We start from the raw sequence: 23,630 nt of genomic DNA, 5'->3' as shown, positions 1-23,630 counted from the left end.
AGGGTGAGCGGCATGCCGAAGAACACCCCCGACCACGGACCGGCCCGGCGCCTGCTCGCCGAGACCGCGCCCCTCACCGGACCCGCCCGCATGCGGCACCTGGCCCGGTACGCCCGCGAACACCGCGCGGGCCCGCTGCTGGCCGAGACCACAGCCGGGCTCGACGCGCTGGGCCAGGCGGACCTGGGCGCACACATGGCCCTGGCCGCACGCGACACCGGCCTCGTGGCCGGCTACCTCAACGGCCCCGACGAGGACCTGCGCCGATCCGTGCTGCGCCGCACCCCCGGGCTGGCTCTGCCGGACCGTGTCTTCGAGGAGCTCCTGGACGACGCGCCCCACCGGTTGCGCCGCACGCTCTACACCGCCCTGTACCGGGACCACCGCACGGAGGCCGCGGACCGGCTCCTGCCCCTCGTACGTGAACGCCACGGCGAGCACGAGGCGGCCGTCCTGCTGCCCGCCTGCTCCACTCCGGCCGTGGACGAACACCTGGACGGACTGGCCCACCGGGTCGATGGCTGGAACCGGCTGGCCCGCCGCCACCCGGGCCCGCTGCTGACACGCCTGGAACGGGAACTGGACACGGCCCCGGACCCGGAACTGATCTGGGACCGCCCGTGGTACGCCGCGGCGCTGGCCCTGGAGGACCGCGCACCCGAACTGCTCCTGCCGTTCCTGCGCGGCCGCCCCGAGCCCCAGGTCCCCCGCCCGTCCTTCGCCGGAGCCCGCAGGCTCCTGTACGCGCAGGGGGACGGACTGCACTACCCGGCCCGGTACCCGGCGTACGCGCACGGCCGCCGCGACGTGCGCGGTCTGCTCGGGGCCATGGCCCGCGCCGAACCCCGGGCCCTCGTCGTCCTGCGGGTCATGCGCCGTGCGGACCGCGGCCCGGTCATCGACCGGTTCCTCGCCGAGGGCGGCGGGACGGGGACCGCACTGCTGCCCTACCTGGGGCTGCTGTCCCCGGACCGGGCGGCGACCGAGGCGAGACGGATCCTGGACCACCTCGAACGGGCCCGCGCCGTCAACCCCGACCACACCCACCAGGACACCGAGGCCCTGGCCCACCTGCCCTTCGGCGAGGCCGAACCCCTCCTCACCGAGGCCGCGGGCGACCCCGACCCGGGCCGCAGGGAACACGCCCTGTACTGGCTGACGGTGGCGGCCGGGCGCGGCGGGGCCGCCGACCTGGCCCGGGTGCTCTCCGACCGGTTGGCGCGCTCCGCCGCGGACCGCGACCACGTCCGCCGCTCCCCGCCCCTGGCCCTGGGTGTCCTCAGCCCCGGCCTGCTCGGCCCCGAAGCCCTGCCCGCCCTGCACCGCATGCTCGACGACAACCTCGCCGCCCCCGACACCACCGCCGAGACGAGGCAGGCCCTGGGCGGCCTCGCGGTGCACGTCCTGCACCACCCGGCCGGGCGGGGGCGCGCCGACCTCGCCGAGTGGGCGCTGACCGCCCTCACCAGGCTGATCGAACGGCACCCGGGGAGCGGGATCTCCTCCCACGGTCACTTCACCGGCGGATACGCGCGTTGGCACCGCCGCCCCACCACGGGCCGGTCCCGGACGCTGGCAGAGGTACTCACCCCCGCACAGGCACGGGAGCTGTACACCCGTCTCGCCCCCGCCCTGGCCCGCCACCGCTCCCGGGGCGCGCACCGCTCCACCGTCCTCCTGGCCCAGGCCCTGGGCCGGCACCTGTACGGCATCCCCGACCTGTTCGACCGCGACCTGAGCGAGGTCGTCGCCGCGGACCCGGCCGCCTCCACGGCCTTCGAGGCCGCCCGGGCGCACCTGCGCGGCCCCCGCCCCGGTGAGCGCGCCGAACGCCTGTTCCGCGCCACACCGGCCGCGGTGCTGATCACCCCGGTCTGGGAGTGCCTGGCCCGCCTTCGGCCCGCCCTGACGGGTGAGGCCCTGGACACGGCCACCCGGCTGCGGGCCCGGGGCGGGCGGCTGGCCAGCCGGTCCGTGCGGGTCCGCCGGGGCCTGACCGGGACCTGGTTGGCTGCGGAGCGGAGCCGCGCCGCGGAGTACCTGTGGGACACCGCCGCCGACCCGGCCGAGGAGTACTTCGCGCGTGCCGAGGCGCTCCGGGGGCTGAGCGTTCTGCCCGGTGCCGTGGACCTGCTGTCGCCCTGGCTCGACGAGGGCGACCCCCGGCTCCGTGAGGCCGCCCTGGTTCGGATCGCCCGGGCCGGTGAGCCGGAGCGCGCGCTCGGGGTGCTGTTGGACCGCGTCGACGAGGGCGCCTTCTCCAGGGCGGTCGTGGCAGTGCTCGGCTCCTGCGCCCGCCGTGTGCGGCCCTCCGCCCTGCTGGAGAAGCTGGGCGCGGTCCTGGCGGCGCCGGGCAGGGTGAGTGTGCGCAAGACCGCGGCCCGTGTCCTGGGCCAGGTACGGCCGCCCGGCGCGGTCGGGGTCCTGGTCGGCCTGCTCGACCAGGACAGGCCGCACCGGGACGTGCGGGCGGCCGCGCTCGGGGCCCTCATGGCCCAAGGCGACCAGCCGGAGGTCCTGGCCGCGCTGGAGGAACGGCGCCTGGCCTTCACCGACCCCGCCGCCAGGTCCGCCCTGCTGTCCCATCCGCCGTCGGACCTGCCGCCCCGGCTGCGGCCCCGGGCCGCCCGGCTCATGCTGTCCCTGCCGGCGAGCGGGGACCCCGCGGCCGACGAGCACGCCCACGTGCGCCGTCAGGTCGCGGGTTGGGCGCTGTGCGACGAGGAACTGGCGGACGGTCTGGTCGAGGACCTGTTCGACCTCGCGCTGCCCGACGAACGGGTGCTGCGCACCTTCGAGGGGCTGCTCTGGGAGCGGCGTTACGCGGACCGGCTCCCCGACGTGGTGGCCGACCTGGTGGACCTGTGCCCCGGCCCCGGGGAGGGGGTGCCCCCGCGGGTGCCCGAGCCGGACCGGGGCCCCGACCCGTCCCGCAGGGTCTCGCGTACCGTACGGATGCTCGCCCAGCGGCTACGCGGGCGCCACGACCCGGAGCGGGAGGTGCCGGGGCTGGACCGGGCGGTGCGGCGGCTGGCGGCCCACCCGGGCCTGTGCGCGGAGGCGCTGCCCCTGCTCCTGGCCGACCTGCCCGTGCTCACCCGGCCGGGCCATCGCGGTTTTCCCGCTGACCTGTTCGGCGCCAGAGTCGCGGCCTGGGCGGTGCTGGCCGCCCGGTTGCCCGGGCTCGAACCGGCCGCGCCGCGTACGGCGGCCGAGACCGTCCTTCAGGGCTGGGGCTCCGACCCGGACCCCGGCCACCTGGCCGCGCTGGTACGCCGCCTCGCCGATCTGGCCGCCCGGGACACCACCCCGGCGGGTTGCATGGTCGGCCTGGTCGCCGTCGCCCTCGCCGCCCGCCGGGGCGAACAGCGGGACTGGACCGGCCCCTGGGGCGGCCTCGTCGCCGAGCTGGGCCGTTCACCGCACGGGGAGGTCCGCGTCGCCGCCTGGCGTGCGGCGGTCCTGTAGCCCCTCGCCGGATCCGGCCCCACTCGGCCCCGGATCCGTACGGACCCGGGGCCGGAGCGTGTTCGGTGGGTGCTGCCCACCGGACACGCCCTAACCCTCGAACTCGGCCATGGGGACCGTCTCCCGGAGAAAACCGCGCATGTCCAGGAAGTTGGCGAGGTATTCGCGGTGCTCGTCGCAGGCCACCCAGACCTTCCGCCGGTCGGGGGTGTGGATCTTGGGGTTGTTCCAGACGAGCGCCCAGTCGGCGGTGGCCCGGCAGTCCCTGCGTGAGCAGTGCGTGTCCGGTGCGGTATTACCCAATGCTGGTCCCCAGGCGACAAAGCGGATTCGGTGGTCAAGCCCCGGCCACGGACGGGTATTCACGCCGACCGGCGGGGACAAAAGGCGACGCCGGGTGGTTACGGGGGCAAACCACCCGGCGTCGCACGCGATGTTCCGACGGGGGCTCGAAACATCGTCCGCGCTTCGACGGGGGACCGAAGCGCTACAACCCAATGTACACCGCAGCCCCCCGGGGTACGTCAAGAGTCAGTTACGACGTTGTCTCGGGAGAGTCCCGCCACCGGAGGGCTCTTAGGCCCAGGTCAGGACTAATCTGGCGCCTCTCTCGTCTTTCCTTCGCGCCTTTTCCCCGGAGGAGCGCCCGATTCCACGGTCAAGCAGGTCCCAACCGGGACCAAGGTCCCCAGAAAGAAACGGCAAAGTGCCCCGACCCCTTCCGTGGGAAAGGTTCCGGAGGAAAACGGCATGTCCGTGTGGCTGGCGGGGATCGGGGGGAGGCAGGGAAGCGGGGCCCGTGTTCGCGCGGCCCGCACCACCGACTACGCAGGGGGTACCCATGGCCGACCACACCTACCGCGTCACGGAGATCGTCGGGACCTCACCGGACGGTATCGACCAGGCCGTCCGCAACGGAATCCAACGGGCCTCGGCCACGCTGCGCGGCCTCGACTGGTTCGAGGTCACCCAGGTCCGCGGCCACATCGAGGACGGCGACGTCGCCCACTTCCAGGTGGGGATCAAGGTCGGCTTCCGGCTGGAGGAGTGACCGGAGCGCACATGGTGTGCGAGGGGCCCGGACCGGTGCACGGCCCGGGCCCCTCGCTGTTCGGGAGTTCCGGCCGCCGACGGCCGCGGCGGATGCCTCCGGCCGCCCTCCCCGGCGCCGCCCGGCGCAGATCAGGCGTCGTCACCGGGTTCGGGCCCGCGCAGCACGTCCACGTGAACGTGGTCCAGGTGGCGAAGGATCTCGTTGTCGGGGTCGGCCTCGTAGTGGCGCCACCCCATCGACGGGTACCGGGTGCTCCAGATCTTGTCGTCGAAGATGATCACGTCGATCTGGTAGTCGGGGGCGTGCGCGATCAGCCAGTGCGCCAGCAGCCACCCCTCGCGGCGGTTGTCCTCGTTGACCGGGCGGTAGAAGACGTCCAGGGCCCGGCCCTCGTAGTGCGCGGAGTCCTCACCGTGCCCGGTGTCGTAGCCGCCGGGCACGTACCCGCCGATGCTGGTGTCGGCGAAGTCGTTCTCGATACCCGCCTTGAGGTCGGTGGCGCGCGGGGTCAGGCCCGAGGGCTCCTCCTCCTCGAACTCGACCTCCTCGCCGGTGTAACGGCAGCTCATAGAGGGGCCCGCGTCCTCTTCGGGGCCCTCGACGAGGATGTCCATCACCTCGTCGGGGATGTCGTCCACGTTCGGTTGTTCGATCGGGGCGCTGTCTCCCTGGGAGATCACCGCCGCCGCGGTGCTGGCCCGTTTGGCCTGGTCGCGCTCGAGCCGCACCTGTTCGTCCCCGGTCCACACCGAGCAGTCCGGCCCCCACGGTGTGGAGATCGGGAAGATCCGGTCCTGGTGCTGGGCCACCCAGCGGGCGGTCAGCGCGCCCAGGACGGCCAGGACGGCCAGGATCGCCACGGACAGGACCAGTCCGTGCCATCGTCGGTGAACCACGCCGGTGGATCTGTGTGCCATTGGCTCTGCCCCTCCACGCCGGGTACGGGCGGCTGCGCCGACGTCCCGGGCGCCATGTCTGTACGGCTCCCTCGAAGAGTGCTCCGTCTATTGGACATAACGGGCCTTCTTCTCATTCCCGACTGTGGTCGAGGTCAAGCCGAACGGGGGCGCGGGGGTTTCGCGCAGGACGCCCTCACAGGACCGACCAGAGGACGAAGAGGCCGCCCAGGATCAGGGTCAGCGCCCAGATCCGGTCCATCGTCACGCCCTTCCAACGCAGTGCGTGCACACCGAGGAAGTCGTAGGCGACCAGTGCAGCCACCCCGGCGGCCGCGAGCATCGCCAGGGTGTGCACCCCGGTGGCGGCGAGCCCGAGCAGGGTGGCGTCCCACAGGCTCCACGCCCCCTGGGCCGCCTCCGCCGCACCCGGTCCCGCAGCGGGCCCGTCCCCCGCTCCGGCAGCGGTCGTCCCCGCGGCGCCGGTCCCCGCCCCGTGCCCCTGGTGGCCGCCGTCCGCGTGTGTGTGGTTGAGCTGTCCGGCCAGAACCGGCATGAGCATCAGACCGGCCCCGTGCGCCGAGGACATCAGGAAGGACCAGGCGGTCAGCTGCCACAGGGGCAGGCGGACCCCGCGCCAGTGGAAGTGCCTGCGGGACAGCAGCATCACCAGCCCCGCCAGGACGACCGCCCCGCCGCCCAACACGGGGAAGAGGACCGAGGCGGTGGCCGAACCGGTGACGGTGATCGCCACCGCGGCCACCGCGACACTGGCCGAGTGCCCCGCGGCGATCGCGGGGAGGGAGCGCAGGACCTGGGTCCGGCCGCCCTCCTGCAACCCCCTGCCGACGGCGAGCAACCACCCCATCCCGGGGTGTAGCCCGTGGAAGGCGCCCAAGGCGACGAGAGTCCAGAGCTGCGCTGCGGTCACGGCGCCAGCGTCACACGCCCCGTAGGGGGTGGCAACGCCCGGTGACGGTTTGACCGACACCGGTCACCCGGGGCCGCCGGGGTTTGCCGGAGTCGCCGCAGGGCAGCGGACCCGGTCGGGACGGGCGCCTCAGCCCCGACCGGGGACGGTCACGGGCACAGGGCGTCGAGGTCGCTGGCCTCGGAGCCGACCTGGCGGCCCGGGTCGGCGGGGGAGGGCTCGTCCAGACCGGTGTACTCCTGCCACTCGGTCCGCTGGTTCTCGTCCCACTCCGCCCACTCCTCCTCGGTCGGGTCCTCGGGACGGTCGGAGGCGTCGTCACCGGAGGGGGAGGCGGAAGGGGTGCCGGAGGGGCCGCCGCCCTGGTCGGAGCCTCCCCGGATCGCTTCCTCGACCAGTTCCCGCACCTTGTCCCAGTCCGGGTTCCCGGTGAACACCTGGGGCGGGGACAGCTGGAGCGCGCTCATGTCCCCGGTGTCGGTGACCCGGTCCGCCAGGTCGATGAACGCGGGCACCTTCGACTGGGGAATGTCGGTGCTCAGCGTCCTCTTGGTGGCTCCGGCCAGCTTCCGGTAGCTGGTCAGTACGGTGGTCGGTTCCACCTGTTCCGCCACGTACTTGATCAGGCAGCCCTGGCGGCCCATCCGACCGTAGTCGTCGGAGCCCACGCGGGAGCGGCCGTACCAGAGCGCCTCGTGCCCGTCCAGACGGCGCAGACCGGGTTCCAGCACCCCGCCGTGCACCCCGTACGGGATGGGTTCCTCGATACGCACCTGCACTCCGCCCACGGCATCGATCAGGTCCCGGAAGCCCATCATGTCGACCATCGCGTAGTACTCCACGTCCAGGCCGACGTTGTGCCCGATCACCTTCCTCAGGGTGTCGGCGGCGGGGTCGGCGGCCTCCGGGTCGAGCGCCAGCTCCTCGGGCTCCTCGGCGACCGTCTGGTAGACGTCGTTGAGCAGCAGGTCGAAGCCGTAGGGCTCGGGGTAGCGTTCGGCCAGTGTGCTGTCCTCGGGGAAGCGCACGTTCTCCAGGTTGCGCGGCAGGCCCACCAGGACCGCGTCCCCGGTCTCCGTGTCCAGGCTCGCCACCATCATGGAGTCGGTGCGCGTCCCGTAGCGGTTGTCCGCCGAGTCCGACCCGATGAGCAGCACGTTGACCCGGTCGGCGCCGTTCCAGGGGTCCCTGGCGTCGTGCGGGGGCAGGTCCGCGCGCTCAGGGGCGTTGAAGACCTCGCCCAGCGTGTCGTAGGCCGTGTAACCGCCGTGCAGTACCCACGCCGCCGGGGCGCCCACGGTCAGGCACAGCAGCAGGACGACGCAACCGCCGAGGAACCGCTGGCCGAACTTCGCCCCCTCGGGCCGGGTGATCGTCCAGGAGTGCACGATGACGGCCAGCCACAGCACCGTGACCACGAACACGGCGCCCATGCCGCCCAGCAGCCAGCGGTTCTGCACGGCCATCCCGGCCAGGACCGTCAGGGACCCCGACTCGTGGGCGTCCAGCAGGTACAGCCACAGGGCCAGGGCGGCGATACCCAGCAGGTAGGCACCGAGGGCCACGGCTCCGGCGACCCTGCGCCCCATGCGCAGGTGTGCCACACCGGGGAGGGGAAGCGACGCGGCTGTCCACAGCAGCGCCCTTCCCGTGCTCAGGCGCGTGGGTGCCTCGTCCCGCCGCTCGTCCTCCGCAGCCACCAGTGATTCCTCTCAAGCCGCGGGGCGGTCGCGGCCGCCCCGTCCTCTGGTCCTGTAACCCTCGCCACGATCGCTGGGTGGCGGTCACTTTCCGGTTGTACACCCCTTCCCGGTCATACGCCCGCGAGGGAGCGTCCGGTTCCGGGGGTGTCACACGAACCCGTGAGATCAGTGTGGCGCTTTGTCGGTGTTGTGTGCACGGCGACCACCTCACAAGGGATGTTCTATACAAGTCTGTTATGTGGTCGGGAGGCGGTCGATGGGGCATTGGCTGAGGCTTCCGGGCCGGTCAAAGGGGTGAATCAACCGATTTCTTTGGCGATCGGTAGTGGACCGGCGTCACAACTGCGATGATCTGGCCGGAGGAGGGGGCGCCGTCCGGGGGTAAGGGCGGCGTCATGGGAACGAAAGGCAACCATCGTGCTCGATGCGGTTGACGCTGCGCTCATGCGGGCGTTGCAGGGGGACGGCAGAGCGACGTTCCAGGCCCTGGCCGACGGGGTGGGCCTGTCCCGGACTGCGGTACGCGCCAGAGTGCGCCAGCTCGTGCAGTCGGGGGCGATCAGAATCGTCGGTGTGCTGCACGCCGGCGTGGTGGGCATGGAGGTCCTCGGCCACGTGTCCTTCCGTGTCAGCGGACCGACCGGCCCGCTGCTCGAAGCGCTGGGTGAACGCGAGGCCGTGACCTTCGCGGCGCAGTCGGCAGGGAGGTTCCCGGCCGTCGCGCAGGTCCGGGTGGCCGATGACGCCGCACTCACCAAGGAGCTGGCCGACCTGCGCTCGCTGCCCGGTGTGGACGGCGCGGAGGTCTTCCGGGCCAACGCCGTGTACAAGGACGCCCACAGCAGCGTGCGCGAACTGCGCGAGATCGAGCTGGACGCCCTGGACTGGCGCCTGGTTCGCAGGCTGCTCAAGGACGGACGCGCCTCGTACGCCGACCTGGCCCGGCAGGTGGGCCTGTCGCAGGCGGCGGCCCGCTCCCGGGTGGTGCGCCTGCTCGGCTCGGGCGTGGTCCACGTGACCGCGCTCGTGGAACCGTCGGCGGTGGGCGCCAACGAGCAGCTCGGCTTCGGCCTGCGCTGCCGGGGCGACGCCGACGCGCTGGGAGCCGCCATGGCCAACATGTCCCGGATCTCGTTCCTGGCCAGCGGCTTCGGCCGGTACGACGTGATCGGGACCCTGACCGCGCCGGACCGCCACCAGCTGGTCGAGGCGCTGGAGGTGATCAGGGCCACCGGGGGCGTCGGCCACGTGGAGACCTGGGACCACCTCCGGGTCCGCAAGGAGCGCCGGGGCGGTGAACGCGCCGGGAACTCGGGCTCCGGCTGATCCGGGGAACGGGGGGCGGGTGGCCGCCCGCCCCCCGCCTGCCCCAGGATGGGACCCATGGTGACGGAGGGCCCGGCGGTGCCGGAGGGGACAGGGACACTGCGGTTGCGCGGGAGGACGTTCGCGGGCCGCCGCTACGCGGTGATGGGGGTGATCAACCGGACCCCCGACTCCTTCTACGACCGGGGGGCCACCTACGCCCTGGACGCCGCGCTGGCCTCCGCCGACCACGCCGTGGCGGCGGGCGTCGACATCATCGACGTCGGCGGGGTGAAGGCCGGGTACGGCGCGCACGTGGACGAGACGGAGGAGATCCGCCGGACGGTGCCGTTCGTGCGTGAACTGCGCGACCGCCACCGCGAGGTGGTGATCTCGGTGGACACCTGGCGGGCCGGGGTGGGGCGCGCCTGCGCCGAGGCGGGGGCGGACATGATCAACGACACCTGGGCCGGGGCCGACCCGGATCTGGCCCGGGTGGCGGCCGAGTACGGGACCGGGCTGGTGTGCAGCCACAGCGGCGGGCTGGCTCCGCGTACCGACCCCCACCGGGTCCGCTACGACGACGTGGTCGCCGACGTGGTGGCCGGGGTGTGCGCCCTGGCCGAACGCGCGGTGTCGGTGGGGGTGCGCCCCGACGGGGTGATGATCGACCCCACGCACGACTTCGGCAAGAACACCTACCACTCGCTCGAACTCACCCGTCGCCTCGGGGAGCTGGCCGCCACCGGCTGGCCGGTGCTCGTGGCGGTCTCCAACAAGGACTTCGTGGGCGAGACCCTGGCGGTGGGGCTGACCGAACGCGGTGACGGGACCCTGGCGACCCTGGCGATGTCCGCCCGGGAGGGCGCCCGGGTCTTCCGGGTGCATGACGTCGCGGCCGCCCGCGCAGCCCTGGACGCGGTCGCCGCGGTCGGCTGACACGGCCTCCGGGCCGGCTGTCCGCGGGACGCGGGGGATCCGGCGGGGACGCCGTCGGGGCGCCACGGCGGGTAGCTGTTCGGATACGGATGAGCCTCGCATGTAACCGCCGGTAGCATTTTTGCGTGTTTCGGGCCCGTATGCCTTGCGTCACGCTTAAGTTACCCGTGAGTATGGAGGAGGTCGGTCCGAACCGGCCGCACCGGGCGCGGGTGTAATGGAGGCTGACGTGGCGCTTGCGAAGACGTTGACGGCTGTGGGAACGGTGGCACTGGCTCGCTGCGGAGGGCGGCCCTTCGGCACGCACCTCTTCTCCGTCTGGCCGGGGGCCGCGTTCGCCGCGACCGCCTTCCCGGTCCGCTGCGCGCCGGGGGACAACCTCGCGCTGCACGTCGCGATCGCCCAGGCGCCCCCCGGCGCCGCACTGGTGGTGGACGTCGCGGGCGAGTCCGAGTACGGCTACGTCGACGAGATCCTCGCCGTGGCCGCGCGGACCCGCGGCGTGGCCGGGATCGTCCTGGACGGCTGCGTGCGCGACATCGCCGCCATCGCCCGCTGCGAGCTCCCGGTCTTCAGCGCCGGGGTCGCGGTCCGTGAGGCCGGGCACGACGCGGGCGGCTCCGTCGGCCAGCAGATCAACATGGACGCGAGCGGCCCCGCGCCGCTACCGGTGCGCCGGGGCGACTGGATCGTGGCCGACGACGACGGCGTGGTCTGCCTGCCGCGCGGCCAGGTGAGCACGATCATCGCCGAGACCATGGACAGCATCACCCGGGAGCGGGAGATCATCGACGCGGTCTGCGCGGGGGAGAGCACCCTCGACCTGCTCGGCTTGGACCCGTCCAGGGTGAACGGTTGGGAAGGCGCCCCCGACCACGGGGTGCGGCGCGGCCGTCCGCGTTCGCTGAACGCCCGGCGCGAGGGCCGGGCGGCGGAGGGGCACCTCCGTCCGCGGTTCGGATCGTGGTCGGCCGTGGGCGACGTCTACGGCGGCGACTGACCGTAGGTACGCCATGCCGCTTCCCGGGCGGCCGGCCTCTGCCGTGGGAGCGCCGACGGGCCCGGGGGCGCGAGCTCGCGCCCCCGGGCCCGTCGTTCGTACTGCCCTCCTCCGCGCTCCTCCGTACGGCCCGGGGCCGGTCCGGGAGCGCGGGGGAGCGGTCCCCGCCTCGGGGCCGGGCCGCTCCCGTGGGCGTCAGTCCTCGGTGAGGGAGAGCAGTTCGTCGATGTAGCAGGTGGCCTCACGGGCGGCGCGGCTCGCGTCCGCCTCCCGGATCGCCTCGGTCAGGCCGCTGTGGTCGATTCCCTCGGTGGCCGAGGAGGGCCGGTCGGAGGCCTCGTCGCTCTGCTCGTACGCCGTGTGCGCGATGCTGGCGTAGACCACCTGGGCGATGTCGTCGTAGAGGTCCATCAGCAGGGTGTTGTGGGTGGCGTTGACCACGGACCGGTGGAAGGTGAAGTCGGCCTCCACGAACGCGCCCATGTCCCTGGTCCGCCAGGCCTCCTCGCGCAGGCCCATGGCGCGGTCGATGACGGCCATGTCCTCCTCGCTGTGGCGCAGGGCGGCCAGGCGCGCGGCCTCGACCTCCAGGGCTCGGCGGACCTCCAGGTTCTCCCGCAGCCGGGAGCGTTCCAGGCGGCGGCGAAGGGCCCCGCCGAGCTCGCTGGAGGCGCGGACGAAGGTGCCGGCGCCCTGGCGGATCTCCAGCAGGCCCGCGTGGGCGAGGGCCCGGACGGCCTCGCGTACGGTGTTGCGGCCGACCTCGAGCTGGTCGGACAGTTCCGACTCGGTGGGGATGCGATCTCCCACGCCCCATTCACCCGAGTCGATCTGGGCTCTTAACTGACTGATGACCTGGTCGACGAGACCGGTCCGGCGTGTCGAGGCGAGGGGCACGCTTTTTACCTCCTAGGGGCGGGTCGCCGGATGACAGGGCCAGCGCACAGGTACGGAACGGATCGGGGCCGGAGCCGCACAGGTACGGAACGGTTAAGGCCGGAGCTTAGACCAGTTGCGCGTCGGAATAGGCCCCGAACGGCAATGCGTTATCCTCATGAAGTACATAGGGTCATCCTACGAATTTGTGAGCCACCTCCCATGAGCGCCGCCCCCACACGAAAGCAGACCGTGCAGGACCCCTCTCCGACCGGGGCCGACCCGGCTCCGGGGCTCCCGCGCGGGGCACTCCTGCTGATCGGCGTGGCCATCGCCCTGGCCGCGCTCAACCTGCGCACCGCCATCACCAGTGTGGGCCCCGTCCTCGACGAGGTCACGCAGGGCCTGGGGATGACCGCGGTGGGCGCCGGGACACTCACGACCCTGCCCGTACTGTGCTTCGCGCTCTTCGGCGGACTCACCCCGATGCTCGCCCGCCGGCTCGGCTCGCACCACCTGCTCGTCTACGCTCTGGTCGCCGTCACCCTCGGGCTGACCACCCGGGCCCTGGCCCCCGAACCCTGGCTGTTCCTCACCCTGAGCGCGGTGGCACTGTCCGGTGGCGCGATCGGTAATGTCATCCTCCCGGCCCTCGTGAAGCAGCACTTCCCCCACCGGGTCGGTCTGATGACCACCGTCTACACCACCGGGCTGGCCGTGGGCACCGCCATCGCGGCCGCCGCCACGGTCCCCGTCGAACAGGCCACCGGTGAATGGCGGATCGCCCTGGGCTCCTACGCCCTCTTCGGCCTGGCCGCCGCCCTGCCGTGGCTGCTGGCACTGCGCCACGAACCCGCCCCGGGCGACGCACGCGAGGCGCTCGGCGTCCGCCAGGTGCTGAGCACCGGGATCGGGTGGCAGGGCGTCCTGTACTTCGGCACCCAGTCCTCCATCGCCTACATCATGTTCGGCTGGTACGCCCAGATGCTCCGCGACCAGGGCATGGACGCCCAGACGGCCGGGGTGATGCTGGCCTACCTCACCGCCCTGGGCATCCCCATGTCGCTGGTGCTGCCCTCGCTCGTCGTCCGCGTACGCGACCAGCGGCCCTTCGTCGGCCTGTTCGTCCTCGCCTACGTCGCCGGGTTCACCGGGCTGTGGATCTCCCCGCTGTCGGGCACCTGGGTGTGGACCACCCTCATCGGCATCGGCCTGGGCAGCTTCGTCCTGGCCCTGACGATCTTCGCCGTGCGTACCCGCACCGCCGAGGGCACCGCGGCCATGTCCGCGTCCAGCCAGAGCCTGGGCTATCTGCTGGGCGGAGCCGGGCCCTTCCTCTTCGGGTTCCTGCACGAGCTCACCGGCGGCTGGCACGCCCCCATGGCCATGGCCATGGGCATCGTCGCCCTCAACCTCGTCATGGGCATGCTGGTGGGCCAACCCCGCTACCTGGAGGACGCCCTCGCCGCCAAGGCCGCGGAACGCGCTTCCTGAGGCCTGGGAGCGCGCTCAGAGCCAGTCGTGCTCGTGCGCGTAGCGTGCCGCCTCGTGGCGGGTCCGGGTCTGCGTCTTGTGCATCGCGCTGGAGAGGTAGTTGCGCACCGTGCCCTGTGCCAGGTGCAGCTGCCCGGAGATCTCCGCCGCCGAGTACCCCTCCCGGGTCCCCCGGAGCACGTCGAGCTCCCTGTCGGTGAGCGGGCAGTCGTCGATGACCGCGAGCGCTGACACGTCCGGGTCGATCCACCGCCTGCCCCCGGCCAGGGTCCGGATGACCGAGGTGATGTGCTCGGGCTCCGCCGACTTGCTGACGAAACCCTGCACACCGAGCCTGAGCGCCCTGCGCAGCACCCCGGGGCGGGCGTGCCGGGTCAGCATCAGGACCACCTGGTCCGGCAGCTCGCGCCGGATACGCGTGACGGCGTCGAGCCCGTCGACCCCGGGCATCTCCAGGTCGATGACGAGCACGTCGGGCCGGTGCCGCAGAGTGGCCGCCACGGCCGACGCGCCCTCCTCCGCCTCGGCGAGCACGGTGACGTCCCCCACCAGCGGCAGCAGTGCCGCCAGCGCCGAACGCAGCAGGGCCTCGTCGTCGGCCAGGACCACGGTGGTCATCGGTCGTCCTTCCACGTCGTCATGGTGCGGTACCCGGTGCCGGGAACTCCGCCGAGGTGAGGAACCACCCCTGGGCGCGTTCCGCGGTCAGCTCCCCGCCCCGGTCGCCCACACGCTCCCGCAGGACCGAGAGCCCGCGCAGCTCGGCGAGTGGTTCGCGCCCGGCGCCGTCGTTGGTGATGGTGACGCCCCGCTCCGACAGGGTGACCCGCACCTGCTCGGCCTGGGCGTGTCGCAGGATGTTGGTCGTCGTCTCGCGCAGGACCTGGCCGAGCAGCTCGCCCACCCGTGGGTCGACCTCGCCCCGGCGGTCGACGGCCACCCGGATACCGGCGGCCTCGAAGAGGTTCCTGGCGTTCTCCAGCTCGGCGGACAGGTTCAGCCGCCGTTGCGCGTGGGCGAGCTCCCGGGTCCGCCCGATGGTGTCGCCGACCAGGTCGTACACCTCGTCCAGCTCCCGCTCCACCCGGTCCGGGTCGGCGCGCAGCAGCTTGCGGACCAGGGCGACCTTCAGCTTGACCACGTGCAGCGTGTGCCCCTGGATGTCGTGCAGATCGCTCGCGAAACGCACCCGCTCACGGGCCACGGCCAGTTCGGCCTCACGCCGCCTGGCCCGTTCCAGTTCCGTGACGAGGTCCGCCACCACCCGGACCAGGGACACCAGCACGATCCCGGTCACGGCCACGACGGCGGAGGCGAGGACGTGGTTCAGCAGGACGTCGGTCAGGGACAGGTCCCGGGACAGGGCCCTGGCGGCGATCACCGCGGCACCGAAGGCGACCAGGGCCAGCGTCGCGGCGCGTCGGCGACGGGGGAGCCGCTGCACGACCAGGGTGCCCACCACGGCGAGGCCGAAGGAGGCCGTCGAGGAACCGGCGACAAGAACCCCCAGCAGCCACACCACGGCGGTGACCGCCAGGCCCGGCAGCAGCACCCCGAGACCGGACCGGTCCGTCGACCGGTTGACGGTGAACAGGGCCGCGACCAGCCCCGCCGCCAGCAGCAGGCCCTGCCACCAGTTCTCGGAATCGGTGACCACCAGCAGCGTGCCGACGGAGGACAGCGACGCCGAAACCAGGCCGACGTTGAGCGCACGCAGCTGCCCCGGCGTCGCCTCGTCCTGTTCGCACACCATGAGTGACCTTCCGCCGATCGGGACCGAACCCAGTATTCACGCAGGCCCGCGGCGCCACCAGTGACGCCACGTCATGCTCGCGCCCCCGCGAAAGTCACGGCGCGGATCTGACGTGCGGGCACTGCCGCAAGGGCGCGCGAACGGCTGGAATGGGGGCATGCCAAACACACCGGTCATCGACGTCGAACGCCTGAACGTCAGGTACGGCGACTTCCACGCCGTCAGGGACCTGTCCTTCCAGGTCCGCGAAGGAGAGCTCTACGCCCTACTGGGAACGAACGGGGCGGGCAAGACCTCCGCCCTGGAGACCGTCGAGGGCCACCGGGCCGCCTCCTCGGGCACCGTGCGGGTGTTCGGACGCAGCCCGCGCGAACGCCGCACCGTGCGCCCCCGGACGGGCGTCATGCTGCAGGAGAGCGGGTTCTCCCCGGACCTGACCGTCCAGGAGTCGGTCCGGCTGATCGGGGCGCTCACCCGGCGCACGGACGACGTCGGGCGCGTGCTCGACCTCGTCGGCCTCACCCGCAAGGCCCGGACCAGGGTGGCCCAGCTCTCCGGCGGTGAGAAGCGGCGCCTGGACTTCGCCACCGCCGTGTACGGAACACCCGAACTGGTCTTCCTGGACGAGCCCACCACCGGCCTGGACATCAACTCCCGGGACGAGTTGTGGACCGCGGTGGACCGGATGCGCGAGGAGGGGACCACCGTCGTGCTCACCACGCACTACCTGGAGGAGGCCCAGCAGCGCGCCGACCGCATCGGACTGATGCACCGGGGCTCCCTCCGCCGGGAGGGAACCGTCGCCGAACTCACACGGACCCTGCCGGCCGTGATCCGCTTCTCCCTGCCGGACACCGCCCCGGAACTGCCGCTGCCGGTCGTGCGCGAGGGCGACGGGTCGTTCCTCGTCGAGACACCCGGCCTGCAGAGGGATCTGCACATCCTGCTCGGCTGGGCGCAGGACAACGCGGTGGAGCTGCGCGGGCTCGAAGCCGGACCGACCCGGCTGGACGACGTCTTCCGCGCCCTCGACACCGCCGACGCCTGAGCCCGCACCTCCAGTGAGCCCGCACTTCCAGAGAAGGATTCCCGCCATGCTCCCGATCGCTCAGAGCGAGCTGATCCAGATCTTCCGGAACCGCCTGGTCCTGGTCACCATGCTCGTCCTCCCCGCGGCGTTCAGCGCCTTCTACATCTACCTGTACGACCTCGTTCCGGCGCTGGACCTCGGGGCGACCGCCGCGATCCTCGTCTTCCTCGTGGTGGTTCTGGGGCTTTACAGCACCACGGTGACCACGCTCGCCTCCCGCCGACAGAACCTCTTCCTCAAGCGGCTGCGCTCCACCGCGGCGGGCGACGGTGAGATCATCTCCGGGCTGCTGCTTCCGGTCACCGTCATCACGCTGGTCCAGACGGCCGTGGTCCTGGGCGCGCTGACCGTGTTCGCCGAGGCTCCCGCCCACCCGCTCCTGCTGGCCGCGGCCGTGCTCTCGGTGGTAGCCATGATGGTCGGTCTGGGGCTGGCCACGGCCGGGGTGACCAACTCGCCCGACCACGCCCAGGTGACCACGCTGCCCGTGCTGGTGGGCGTCCTCGCCGTCTCCGGCTGGGTGGGGTTCACCGGGACCGGGGAACTCACCCTGCTCAAACGGCTGCTGCCCGGCGGCTCGGCCAGCGAGCTGGTCGTCAACGCCTGGAACGGCGGTACTGCGGTCGCCGACTCGCTGTGGCTCCTGGCTCCTACGCTGGCCTGGGTCGTCGTGGCCCTTGTGCTGGCCGCCCGGCTCTTCAGGTGGGAACCGCGTGTCTGACCGCCCGCCCGCTCCCGCCCGCGGGTCCTGGGACGCGGGCGGGAGCGGGCCGCGGCGTACGGAACGGGCACGGTGGCGCCGGCGTGGCGGGGCAGGGCTCAGACCGGCAGCCAGTCGATCCGGCCGATCAGGTACACCGCCCCCACGAACGCCACGACGTCGATCACCGTGTGCGCCACCACCAGCGGCATCACCCGGCCGTAACGCAGGTAGAACCAGCCGAACACCAACCCCATGACCAGGTTGCCGAAGAACATCCCGACCCCCTGGTACAGGTGGTAGAAGGCGCGCAGCACCGAACTGGCCAGCACCACCTTCCAGGGTGACCAGCCCGCCTGCCCCAGCCGGTGCAGCAGGTAGCCGACGACGATCACCTCCTCCAGGACGCCGTTCTTCAGCGCCTGGAGCACCAGGACCGTGGAGTCCCACCAGTTGCCGTCCAGCGTGCTCGGCACGATGGTGCGGGTCAGCCCCAGCTGCCAGGAGACCACGTACACGACCAGTCCGCCGGCGCCTACCAGCGCGGCCAGGGCGGCCCCGCTCCAGGCGTCGAAACCGGGCCTGCGCAGGTCGAAGCCGATCGTGCGCGCGGACTCCCCGCTCCGGTGCAGCAGGTACACCACCAGCGCGACCGGGGCGAACGCGAAGACCACCGCGTACAGCTGGAAGGACAGGTCGAGCCAGGGACGGTCCTCGGCGCGGGACCGGATGAGGCTGGCGGTCTGATCGGCCATCGACTCGGGTGCGGTGAGCACACCGAGGAAGGAGATGGTCGCCGACACCGCGGCGGCGCCCAGGGAGAGTGCGAGCACGCACAGCACCTCCCAGTGCAGCATGGAGCGGCCGGGGAGGAGAATCGGGACTGAGGTCGTCGCGCGCGTGCCCTCGGCGGGGGAGGGTTCCGATCCGCGCGGGTTCTGGTGGGCTCTGTCGGTCACCCGTCGAATCTACGCGCTGGCGGCAAGGGGGGCGGCCGGGGCGGTGACCACGCGTCATCGCCCCGGCCGCCCCGGAGCCGCGGACTAGTTGTCCTCGTCGCCGCCGAGGGCGTCGTCGACGCCTTCCTCGACGCCGTCCCTGACATCCTCTTCCAGGTCGTCGATGCCGTTCTCGATCTCCTCCTCGACGCCGTCCCTGACTTCCTGTTCGAGGTCGTCGGTGCCCTCACAGGCGGCGACGCCGAACACGGCGACCGCGGCGATCGCGCCCGAGGCCACTACGCGGCGGGTCGTGGCGAGGGTCGCCCTGCTGATGTCTTCGAGTTTCACGTCAGCTCCGTGTGGTCGGCGGGTGTACGCCCCGGGTCAGTCGGCCGGAGAGGCCTGGCGCGAGGCGGACTTGACTGTTTCGTTACCCGTTGCTGGAGACACCGTATACGCGCGTCGCACCGACATGGACGGGGAGGCCGGGAATCGGAGGAAAAGCACATGGAAAAGCCGCCGGCCATGCGCGTGTGACACGGATCGCGCATGGCCGACGGCTAGGGGGCGAGGTCGTCCCGCCCCGCCCCAGCCACGAAAGCGGGGAGGGACGACCTCTGGGGAACGAAGACCAGGGTCAGTGAGCCGCTGAGAACTGGTCTTCTTCGGTGGAGCCGGTGAGGGCGGTGGTGCTGCCCTCGGGGGAGATGGTCGTGCTGATCGCGTCGAAGTAGCCGGTGCCGACCTCGCGCTGGTGGCGGGTGGCGGTGTAGCCGTCGGCCTCGGACGCGAACTCGGCCTCCTGGAGCTCGACGTAGGACGTCATGCCGTTCTTGGCGTAGCCCTTGGCCAGGTCGAACATCGAGTGGTTGAGCGAGTGGAAGCCGGCCAGGGTGATGAACTGGAACTTGTAGCCCATGTGGCCCAGCTCGCGCTGGAACTTCGCGATGGTCGCGTCGTCGAGGTGACGCTTCCAGTTGAAGGACGGCGAGCAGTTGTAGGCCAGCATCTGGTCCGGGTACTCGGCCTTGATGCGCTCGGCGAAGCTGCGGGCGACCTCCAGGTCCGGGGTCGCGGTCTCCATCCAGAGCAGGTCGGAGTGCGGGGCGTAGGCCAGGCCGCGGGCGACGCAGGCGTCGACACCGTTGCGGAAGCGGTAGAAGCCCTCGGCGGTGCGCTCACCGGTGGTGAAGGCCTGGTCGCGCTCGTCGATGTCGCTGGTGATCAGGGTCGCGGCCTGGGCGTCGGTCCGCGCGATGACCAGGGAGGGGACACCGGCGACGTCCGCGGCGAGGCGGGCGGCGTTCAGGGTCTTGACGTGCTGGCTGGTCGGGATGAGGACCTTGCCGCCCAGGTGGCCGCACTTCTTCTCGGAGGCGAGCTGGTCCTCCCAGTGGACGCCCGCGGCGCCCGAGGCGATCATGCCCTTCATGAGCTCGTAGGCGTTCAGGACGCCACCGAAGCCGGCCTCGGCGTCGGCCACGATCGGGGCCAGCCACTCGGGGGCGGTGTCGTCACCCTCGGACCAGGTGATCTGGTCGGCGCGCATGAGCGCGTTGTTGATGCGGCGGACGACGGCCGGGACCGAGTTGGCCGGGTAGAGGCTCTGGTCCGGGTAGGTGCTGCCGGAGAGGTTGGCGTCGGCCGCGACCTGCCACCCGGAGAGGTAGATGGCCTTCAGGCCGGCGCGGACCTGCTGGACCGCCTGGTTACCGGTCAGCGCGCCGAGGCTGTTGACGTAGTCCTCGGTGTGGAGCAGGTCCCACAGACGCTCGGCGCCCCGGCGGGCCAGAGTGTGCTCCTCGGTGACCGAACCGCGCAGCTTGACGACGTCGTCAGCGGAGTAGGTGCGCTCGATACCGGCCCACCGCGGGTTGGTCTCCCAGTCGCGCTGGAGTTCGGCGCTGGCTTCCTGACGTCGAGCGCTGGTGCTCATGTTCGTTCCCGCCTTACGTGTAGTCCCCAAGGTGTTCGCACCGGTCGAGGGAGGCCTTCCAGGGTCAGGGGGTGATCCCTGAGCGGTAAGTTCCCCGCCGGTAACTATGATTCTTAGCGAAGATCCAAGAGTTTTCCACTCAAAATCGTGTGAAGATCGTCGATTCTTTCCGTAAGATGAAGCCATGGCGTACTTTGGTGCTGAAGAAATACCGTCTTTGACAGGTGACCTGGATCTCGTCACCTTTGGTCAGAGGCTCCGACACCTGCGCAAGACGCGTGGGATGACCCTGTCTGACCTGGGCGAACGTGTGGGCCGGGCGCCCTCACAGCTCTCGCTGCTGGAGAACGGAAAACGTGAACCCAAGCTCTCCCTGCTCACGTCCCTGGCCTCCGCCCTCGGGGTGTCGATCGAGGAACTTCTGTCGAAACAGCCCCCGAGCCGTCGCGCGCAGCTGGAGATCTCGGTCGAGGAGGCCCAGCGGGACTCCCTCTACCAGGGCCTCAACCTCCCGCACCTGAAGGTGGGCAAGCGGGTTCCCAACGACGTCCTCGAGCACATCGTGGGGCTGTACGACGAGCTCAAGCGGCGCCACGCCAAGCCCACCGCCACTCCGGAGGAGGCCCGCCGGGCCAACGCCGACCTGCGGCGGCAGATGCGCGAGCGCGGCAACTACTTCGAGAACATCGAGAGCGCGGCCGCCGAGACCCTGGCCGCGGTCAACTACACCGCCGGCCCCCTCTCCCAGGGGCAGATCCTCTCGATCGCCACCCACCACGGGTTCTCCCTGAAGTACGTACAGGACCTTCCCCGTTCGGTGCGCTCCCTGACCGACCACATCAACCGGCGCATCTACCTCAAGCGCGAGACCACGCTGGGCATGCACAGCCCGCGCACGATCCTGCTGCAGACCCTGGGCCACGTGATCCTCGGCCACGACCGGCCCCGCGACTTCGGCGACTTCCTGCGCCAGCGGGTGGAGGCCAACTACTTCGCGGCGGCCGTCCTCATCCCCGAGAGCACCGCCGTCACCTACCTCCAGGAGGCCAAGAAGGCCCGCGACCTGTCGGTGGAGGACCTGCGCGACGTCTACTCCGTCTCCTACGAGATGGCCGCGCACCGGTTCACCAACCTGGCCCACCGCCACCTGGACCTGGTCTGCCACTTCATCCGCAACGACGAGACCGGCATCATCTACAAGGCCTACGAGAACGACGGGCTGGTCTTCCCCACCGACGACACCGGCGCCATCGAGGGCCAGCGCATGTGCCGCCAGTGGTCGGGGCGCCAGGTCTTCCAGTCGCCGGACCGGTACTCGATCTACTACCAGTACACGGACAAGCCCAACGGGACCCACTGGTGCGTGGCGCACGTCGACCCCAGCCGGGAGCGCAACTTCGCCATCACCCTGGGCGTGCCCTACAAGGAGTCCCGCTGGTTCCGGGGGCGCGAGACCACCAACCGCACCAAGTCCAACTGCCCCAACGGGGAGTGCTGCGTGCGCCCGCCCGCGGAGCTGGCCACCCGCTGGGAGGGCAACGTGTGGCCCTCGGCCCGCGCCCACTCCCACGTGCTGTCGGCCCTGCCCTCCGGGACCTTCCCCGGCGTGGACGAGCACGACGTCTACACGTTCCTGGACAACCACAGCCAGGACGGGTACGGCCAGGACTGAGCCGGCGGGCACCGCCCGGCCCCGGCGGGAACGATGCACCCGCCGGGGCCGGGGCGTTCAGCCCTGCAGTTTCCTGAGCGCCCGCGGGGTCAGGTCGGACAGCGACGGGTAGCCGTCCACCGCCATCAGCAGGTCGGCCTCGGCCAGCATCGACCGCAGCACGTGCACCACTCCGTCCGCGCCGCCCAGCGCCAGTCCGTACACGTAGGGACGCCCCACGGCGACCGCGGTGGCCCCCAGCGCCAGTGCCTTGACCGCGTCCGAGCCCGACCGCACCCCGGAGTCGAAGACGACCGGCAGGTCCGTGGCGGCGGCCACGTCCGGCAGGCACTCCAGTGCCGGGATCCCGCCGTTGGCCTGCCTGCCCCCGTGGTTGGACACGTAGACGCCGTCCACGCCCCCGTCCGCGGCCCTACGCGCGTCATCGGGGTGGCAGATGCCCTTGACGAACAGGGGGAGGTCCGTCAGCGACCGCAACCACGGAAGGTCGTCCCAGGTCAGCGGGTTGCCGAAGATGCCGGTCCAGTGCGCGACCACCTCCTCGGGAGAGGCGTCCGCCCCCACCCGCTCGCGGAAGACCGGATCGGAGGTGTAGTTGGCCAGGCAGTGCCCGCGCAGTTGCGGGAAGTTCGCGGTGGCCAGGTCGCGCGGACGCCACCCGGTGATCCAGGTGTCCAGGGTGACGACGATCCCCCTGAACCCGGCCGCTTCGGCGCGCGAGACCAGGCTCGCCGCCAGTTCCCGGTCGGTGGGCGTGTACAGCTGGAAGAATCCGGGGGTGTCCCCGAACCGCGACGCCACCTCCTCCATCGGGTCCTGCGACAGGGTGGAGGCGATCATCGGGACCCCGGTCCTGCCCGCCGCCTCGGCCGTGGCCAGATCGCCGTGCCCGTCCTGCGCGCACAGCCCCACCACCCCCACCGGAGCCATCATCAGCGGTGAGGGCAGCCGGACGCCGCACAGGTCCACGGAGGTGTCGCGTTCGGCCGCCCCCACGAACATCCGCGGGTACAGGCCCCAACGCCGGAAGGCCGCGGCGTTGGCGTCCTGGGTGTGCTCGTCGCCCGCGCCTCCGGCCACGTAGGACCACACCCACGGCGGCAGTGTCCGGGCCGCCCGCCGCTCCAGCTCGGCGAAGGTCATCGGGTGGGAGGGAACGACGCCGGTGAGGCCGTTCAGGTAGATCTCCAGCTGGTAGTCGCCGTAGCGCGGTGCCATGCACGCCTCCGAGGAAGGGGGTCGGGATGTGAGCGGCATCATCCGAGCGGACGTGCCCGCGTGTCAATATCCGCGGGGTCCCGGCGCCGGGACGAGCGCCCCCGGCGCCTCGCGGCAGCTTCGAACCATGTGCCGGCCCCGTGTTCGCCGAGGCGTCGACGCCCCTTCCACCGTGAAGCCCAGAACTGTTACCGTTGGTAACACGCATAGGCCGCCCCTCCGCCCCCGGAGGGTTCGACAAAGGATGTAAGTGCATGAGTGAGGCCACCGCACCCGCCTTCAGCCTGGAACTGAGCGAGGACGTTCGCGACGTCCGGGACTGGGCCCACGGGTTCGCCGCCGACGTCATCCGCCCCGCCGGGGCCGAGTGGGACGAACGCGAGGAGACCCCCTGGCCGATCATCCAGGAAGCCGCCAAGATCGGGCTGTACTCCCTCGACTTCTTCGCCAACCAGTGGCTGGAGCCCACCGGCCTCGGCATCCCCGTCGCCTTCGAGGAGCTCTACTGGGGCGACCCGGGTATCGCCCTGTCCATCACCGGTACCGGCCTGGCCGCCGTCTCGGTCGCCTCCAACGGCACCCAGGAACAGCTCTTCGAGTGGGTGCCGCAGATGTTCGGCACCGCCGACGACATCAAGCTCGGCGCGTTCTGTT

The 23,630-nt window shown here is 71.8% G+C and carries 21 protein-coding genes; 10 read left to right on the top strand and 11 right to left on the bottom strand.

Annotated elements, in window-relative coordinates:
- Positions 1-12: 12 nt before the first annotated feature.
- On the top strand, positions 13-3,468 hold the full coding sequence (locus IE195_RS15325; RefSeq protein ID WP_191271972.1) for a HEAT repeat domain-containing protein: 3,456 nt from the start codon (positions 13-15) through the stop codon (positions 3,466-3,468).
- Positions 3,469-3,558: 90 nt separating this feature from the next.
- Here IE195_RS15325 and IE195_RS15320 read toward each other — a convergent pair whose 3' ends face one another.
- Positions 3,559-3,771, bottom strand: a complete 213-nt coding sequence (locus tag IE195_RS15320; RefSeq protein ID WP_191271970.1) for a hypothetical protein — start codon at positions 3,769-3,771, stop codon at positions 3,559-3,561.
- Positions 3,772-4,309: 538 nt separating this feature from the next.
- Between IE195_RS15320 and IE195_RS15315 the strand changes: the two genes are divergently transcribed.
- The gene (locus IE195_RS15315) at positions 4,310-4,519 is read left to right on the top strand and encodes a dodecin (RefSeq protein WP_191271968.1); all 210 of its coding nucleotides are present in this window, start codon (positions 4,310-4,312) and stop codon (positions 4,517-4,519) included.
- Positions 4,520-4,650: 131 nt separating this feature from the next.
- Here the strand turns inward: IE195_RS15315 and IE195_RS15310 are convergent, their stop codons facing one another.
- The 3 genes from IE195_RS15310 to IE195_RS15300 all read right to left on the bottom strand — a co-directional run bounded on the left by IE195_RS15310 (position 4,651) and on the right by IE195_RS15300 (position 8,049).
- Complete coding sequence (locus IE195_RS15310; protein WP_191271966.1) at positions 4,651-5,439, bottom strand: VldE C-terminal domain-containing protein; 789 nt, start codon at positions 5,437-5,439, stop codon at positions 4,651-4,653.
- Between the two features lie 175 nt (positions 5,440-5,614).
- Entirely contained in the window at positions 5,615-6,349 is a 735-nt protein-coding gene (locus tag IE195_RS15305) for a cell wall anchor protein (protein ID WP_191271964.1), read from the bottom strand.
- A gap of 149 nt (positions 6,350-6,498) precedes the next feature.
- Positions 6,499-8,049, bottom strand: a complete 1,551-nt coding sequence (locus tag IE195_RS15300) for an LCP family protein (protein ID WP_191271962.1) — start codon at positions 8,047-8,049, stop codon at positions 6,499-6,501.
- Positions 8,050-8,469: 420 nt separating this feature from the next.
- Here IE195_RS15300 and IE195_RS15295 point away from each other — a divergent pair, with 420 nt between their 5' ends.
- The 3 genes from IE195_RS15295 (at position 8,470) to IE195_RS15285 (ending at position 11,296) form a co-directional block, all read left to right on the top strand.
- The gene (locus tag IE195_RS15295; RefSeq protein ID WP_191271960.1) at positions 8,470-9,378 is read left to right on the top strand and encodes an Lrp/AsnC family transcriptional regulator; all 909 of its coding nucleotides are present in this window, start codon (positions 8,470-8,472) and stop codon (positions 9,376-9,378) included.
- 57 nt (positions 9,379-9,435) lie between these two features.
- The gene (folP, locus tag IE195_RS15290) at positions 9,436-10,296 is read left to right on the top strand and encodes a dihydropteroate synthase (RefSeq protein WP_191271957.1); all 861 of its coding nucleotides are present in this window, start codon (positions 9,436-9,438) and stop codon (positions 10,294-10,296) included.
- Between the two features lie 256 nt (positions 10,297-10,552).
- Positions 10,553-11,296 (top strand): RraA family protein, encoded by a 744-nt coding sequence (locus IE195_RS15285; protein ID WP_191272653.1) that lies wholly within the window; start codon positions 10,553-10,555, stop codon positions 11,294-11,296.
- 195 nt (positions 11,297-11,491) lie between these two features.
- Here IE195_RS15285 and IE195_RS15280 read toward each other — a convergent pair whose 3' ends face one another.
- Positions 11,492-12,193 carry a FadR/GntR family transcriptional regulator gene (locus IE195_RS15280; protein WP_191271955.1) on the bottom strand — a complete coding sequence of 234 codons (702 nt, stop codon included), beginning with the start codon at positions 12,191-12,193 and terminating at the stop codon, positions 11,492-11,494.
- Between the two features lie 201 nt (positions 12,194-12,394).
- Between IE195_RS15280 and IE195_RS15275 the strand changes: the two genes are divergently transcribed.
- The gene (locus tag IE195_RS15275; RefSeq protein ID WP_191271953.1) at positions 12,395-13,666 is read left to right on the top strand and encodes a CynX/NimT family MFS transporter; all 1,272 of its coding nucleotides are present in this window, start codon (positions 12,395-12,397) and stop codon (positions 13,664-13,666) included.
- Positions 13,667-13,681: 15 nt separating this feature from the next.
- On the opposite strand, the gene IE195_RS15270 is transcribed toward IE195_RS15275, so the two are convergent.
- On the bottom strand, positions 13,682-14,284 hold the full coding sequence (locus IE195_RS15270) for a response regulator transcription factor (RefSeq protein WP_191271951.1): 603 nt from the start codon (positions 14,282-14,284) through the stop codon (positions 13,682-13,684).
- 19 nt (positions 14,285-14,303) lie between these two features.
- Positions 14,304-15,419 carry a sensor histidine kinase gene (locus IE195_RS15265; protein WP_191271949.1) on the bottom strand — a complete coding sequence of 372 codons (1,116 nt, stop codon included), beginning with the start codon at positions 15,417-15,419 and terminating at the stop codon, positions 14,304-14,306.
- 157 nt (positions 15,420-15,576) lie between these two features.
- Here IE195_RS15265 and IE195_RS15260 point away from each other — a divergent pair, with 157 nt between their 5' ends.
- Positions 15,577-16,467 carry an ABC transporter ATP-binding protein gene (locus IE195_RS15260; RefSeq protein WP_191271948.1) on the top strand — a complete coding sequence of 297 codons (891 nt, stop codon included), beginning with the start codon at positions 15,577-15,579 and terminating at the stop codon, positions 16,465-16,467.
- A 46-nt stretch (positions 16,468-16,513) separates the two neighbouring features.
- Positions 16,514-17,230, top strand: a complete 717-nt coding sequence (locus IE195_RS15255; protein ID WP_191271946.1) for an ABC transporter permease — start codon at positions 16,514-16,516, stop codon at positions 17,228-17,230.
- Between the two features lie 98 nt (positions 17,231-17,328).
- On the opposite strand, the gene IE195_RS15250 is transcribed toward IE195_RS15255, so the two are convergent.
- From IE195_RS15250 to aceA, 3 genes are all read right to left on the bottom strand, one after another.
- Positions 17,329-18,168, bottom strand: a complete 840-nt coding sequence (locus IE195_RS15250) for a CPBP family intramembrane glutamic endopeptidase (RefSeq protein WP_191271945.1) — start codon at positions 18,166-18,168, stop codon at positions 17,329-17,331.
- Between the two features lie 84 nt (positions 18,169-18,252).
- Positions 18,253-18,498, bottom strand: coding sequence for a hypothetical protein (locus tag IE195_RS15245; protein ID WP_191271942.1), 246 nt, complete (start codon positions 18,496-18,498; stop codon positions 18,253-18,255).
- Positions 18,499-18,787: 289 nt separating this feature from the next.
- On the bottom strand, positions 18,788-20,086 hold the full coding sequence (gene aceA / locus IE195_RS15240; protein ID WP_191271940.1) for an isocitrate lyase: 1,299 nt from the start codon (positions 20,084-20,086) through the stop codon (positions 18,788-18,790).
- A 217-nt stretch (positions 20,087-20,303) separates the two neighbouring features.
- Here aceA and IE195_RS15235 point away from each other — a divergent pair, with 217 nt between their 5' ends.
- Positions 20,304-21,758, top strand: coding sequence for an XRE family transcriptional regulator (locus IE195_RS15235; RefSeq protein ID WP_191271937.1), 1,455 nt, complete (start codon positions 20,304-20,306; stop codon positions 21,756-21,758).
- 57 nt (positions 21,759-21,815) lie between these two features.
- On the opposite strand, the gene IE195_RS15230 is transcribed toward IE195_RS15235, so the two are convergent.
- Positions 21,816-22,976 carry an alpha-hydroxy-acid oxidizing protein gene (locus IE195_RS15230; protein WP_191271935.1) on the bottom strand — a complete coding sequence of 387 codons (1,161 nt, stop codon included), beginning with the start codon at positions 22,974-22,976 and terminating at the stop codon, positions 21,816-21,818.
- 254 nt (positions 22,977-23,230) lie between these two features.
- On the opposite strand from IE195_RS15230, the gene IE195_RS15225 reads away from it, so the two are divergent.
- A partial coding sequence (locus tag IE195_RS15225; RefSeq protein ID WP_191271933.1) for an acyl-CoA dehydrogenase family protein occupies positions 23,231-23,630 on the top strand: 400 nt, incomplete at its 3' end.

The sequence above is a fragment of the Nocardiopsis terrae genome, assembly GCF_014651695.1.
Lineage (GTDB): Bacteria > Actinomycetota > Actinomycetes > Streptosporangiales > Streptosporangiaceae > Nocardiopsis > Nocardiopsis terrae.
Note: the sequence above shows the minus strand (reverse complement) of the source record. Positions and strands in the feature narration are given on the sequence as shown.

Coding starts and splice junctions, on each gene's coding strand:
- IE195_RS15325 (WP_191271972.1), top strand. CDS start 13: ATGCCGAAGAACACCCCCGACCACGGACCGGCCCGGCGCCTGCTCGCC.
- IE195_RS15315 (WP_191271968.1), top strand. CDS start 4,310: ATGGCCGACCACACCTACCGCGTCACGGAGATCGTCGGGACCTCACCG.
- IE195_RS15310 (WP_191271966.1), bottom strand. CDS start 5,439: ATGGCACACAGATCCACCGGCGTGGTTCACCGACGATGGCACGGACTG.
- folP (WP_191271957.1), top strand. CDS start 9,436: ATGGTGACGGAGGGCCCGGCGGTGCCGGAGGGGACAGGGACACTGCGG.
- IE195_RS15275 (WP_191271953.1), top strand. CDS start 12,395: ATGAGCGCCGCCCCCACACGAAAGCAGACCGTGCAGGACCCCTCTCCG.
- IE195_RS15270 (WP_191271951.1), bottom strand. CDS start 14,284: ATGACCACCGTGGTCCTGGCCGACGACGAGGCCCTGCTGCGTTCGGCG.
- IE195_RS15265 (WP_191271949.1), bottom strand. CDS start 15,419: ATGGTGTGCGAACAGGACGAGGCGACGCCGGGGCAGCTGCGTGCGCTC.
- IE195_RS15260 (WP_191271948.1), top strand. CDS start 15,577: ATGCCAAACACACCGGTCATCGACGTCGAACGCCTGAACGTCAGGTAC.
- IE195_RS15255 (WP_191271946.1), top strand. CDS start 16,514: ATGCTCCCGATCGCTCAGAGCGAGCTGATCCAGATCTTCCGGAACCGC.
- aceA (WP_191271940.1), bottom strand. CDS start 20,086: ATGAGCACCAGCGCTCGACGTCAGGAAGCCAGCGCCGAACTCCAGCGC.
- IE195_RS15230 (WP_191271935.1), bottom strand. CDS start 22,976: ATGGCACCGCGCTACGGCGACTACCAGCTGGAGATCTACCTGAACGGC.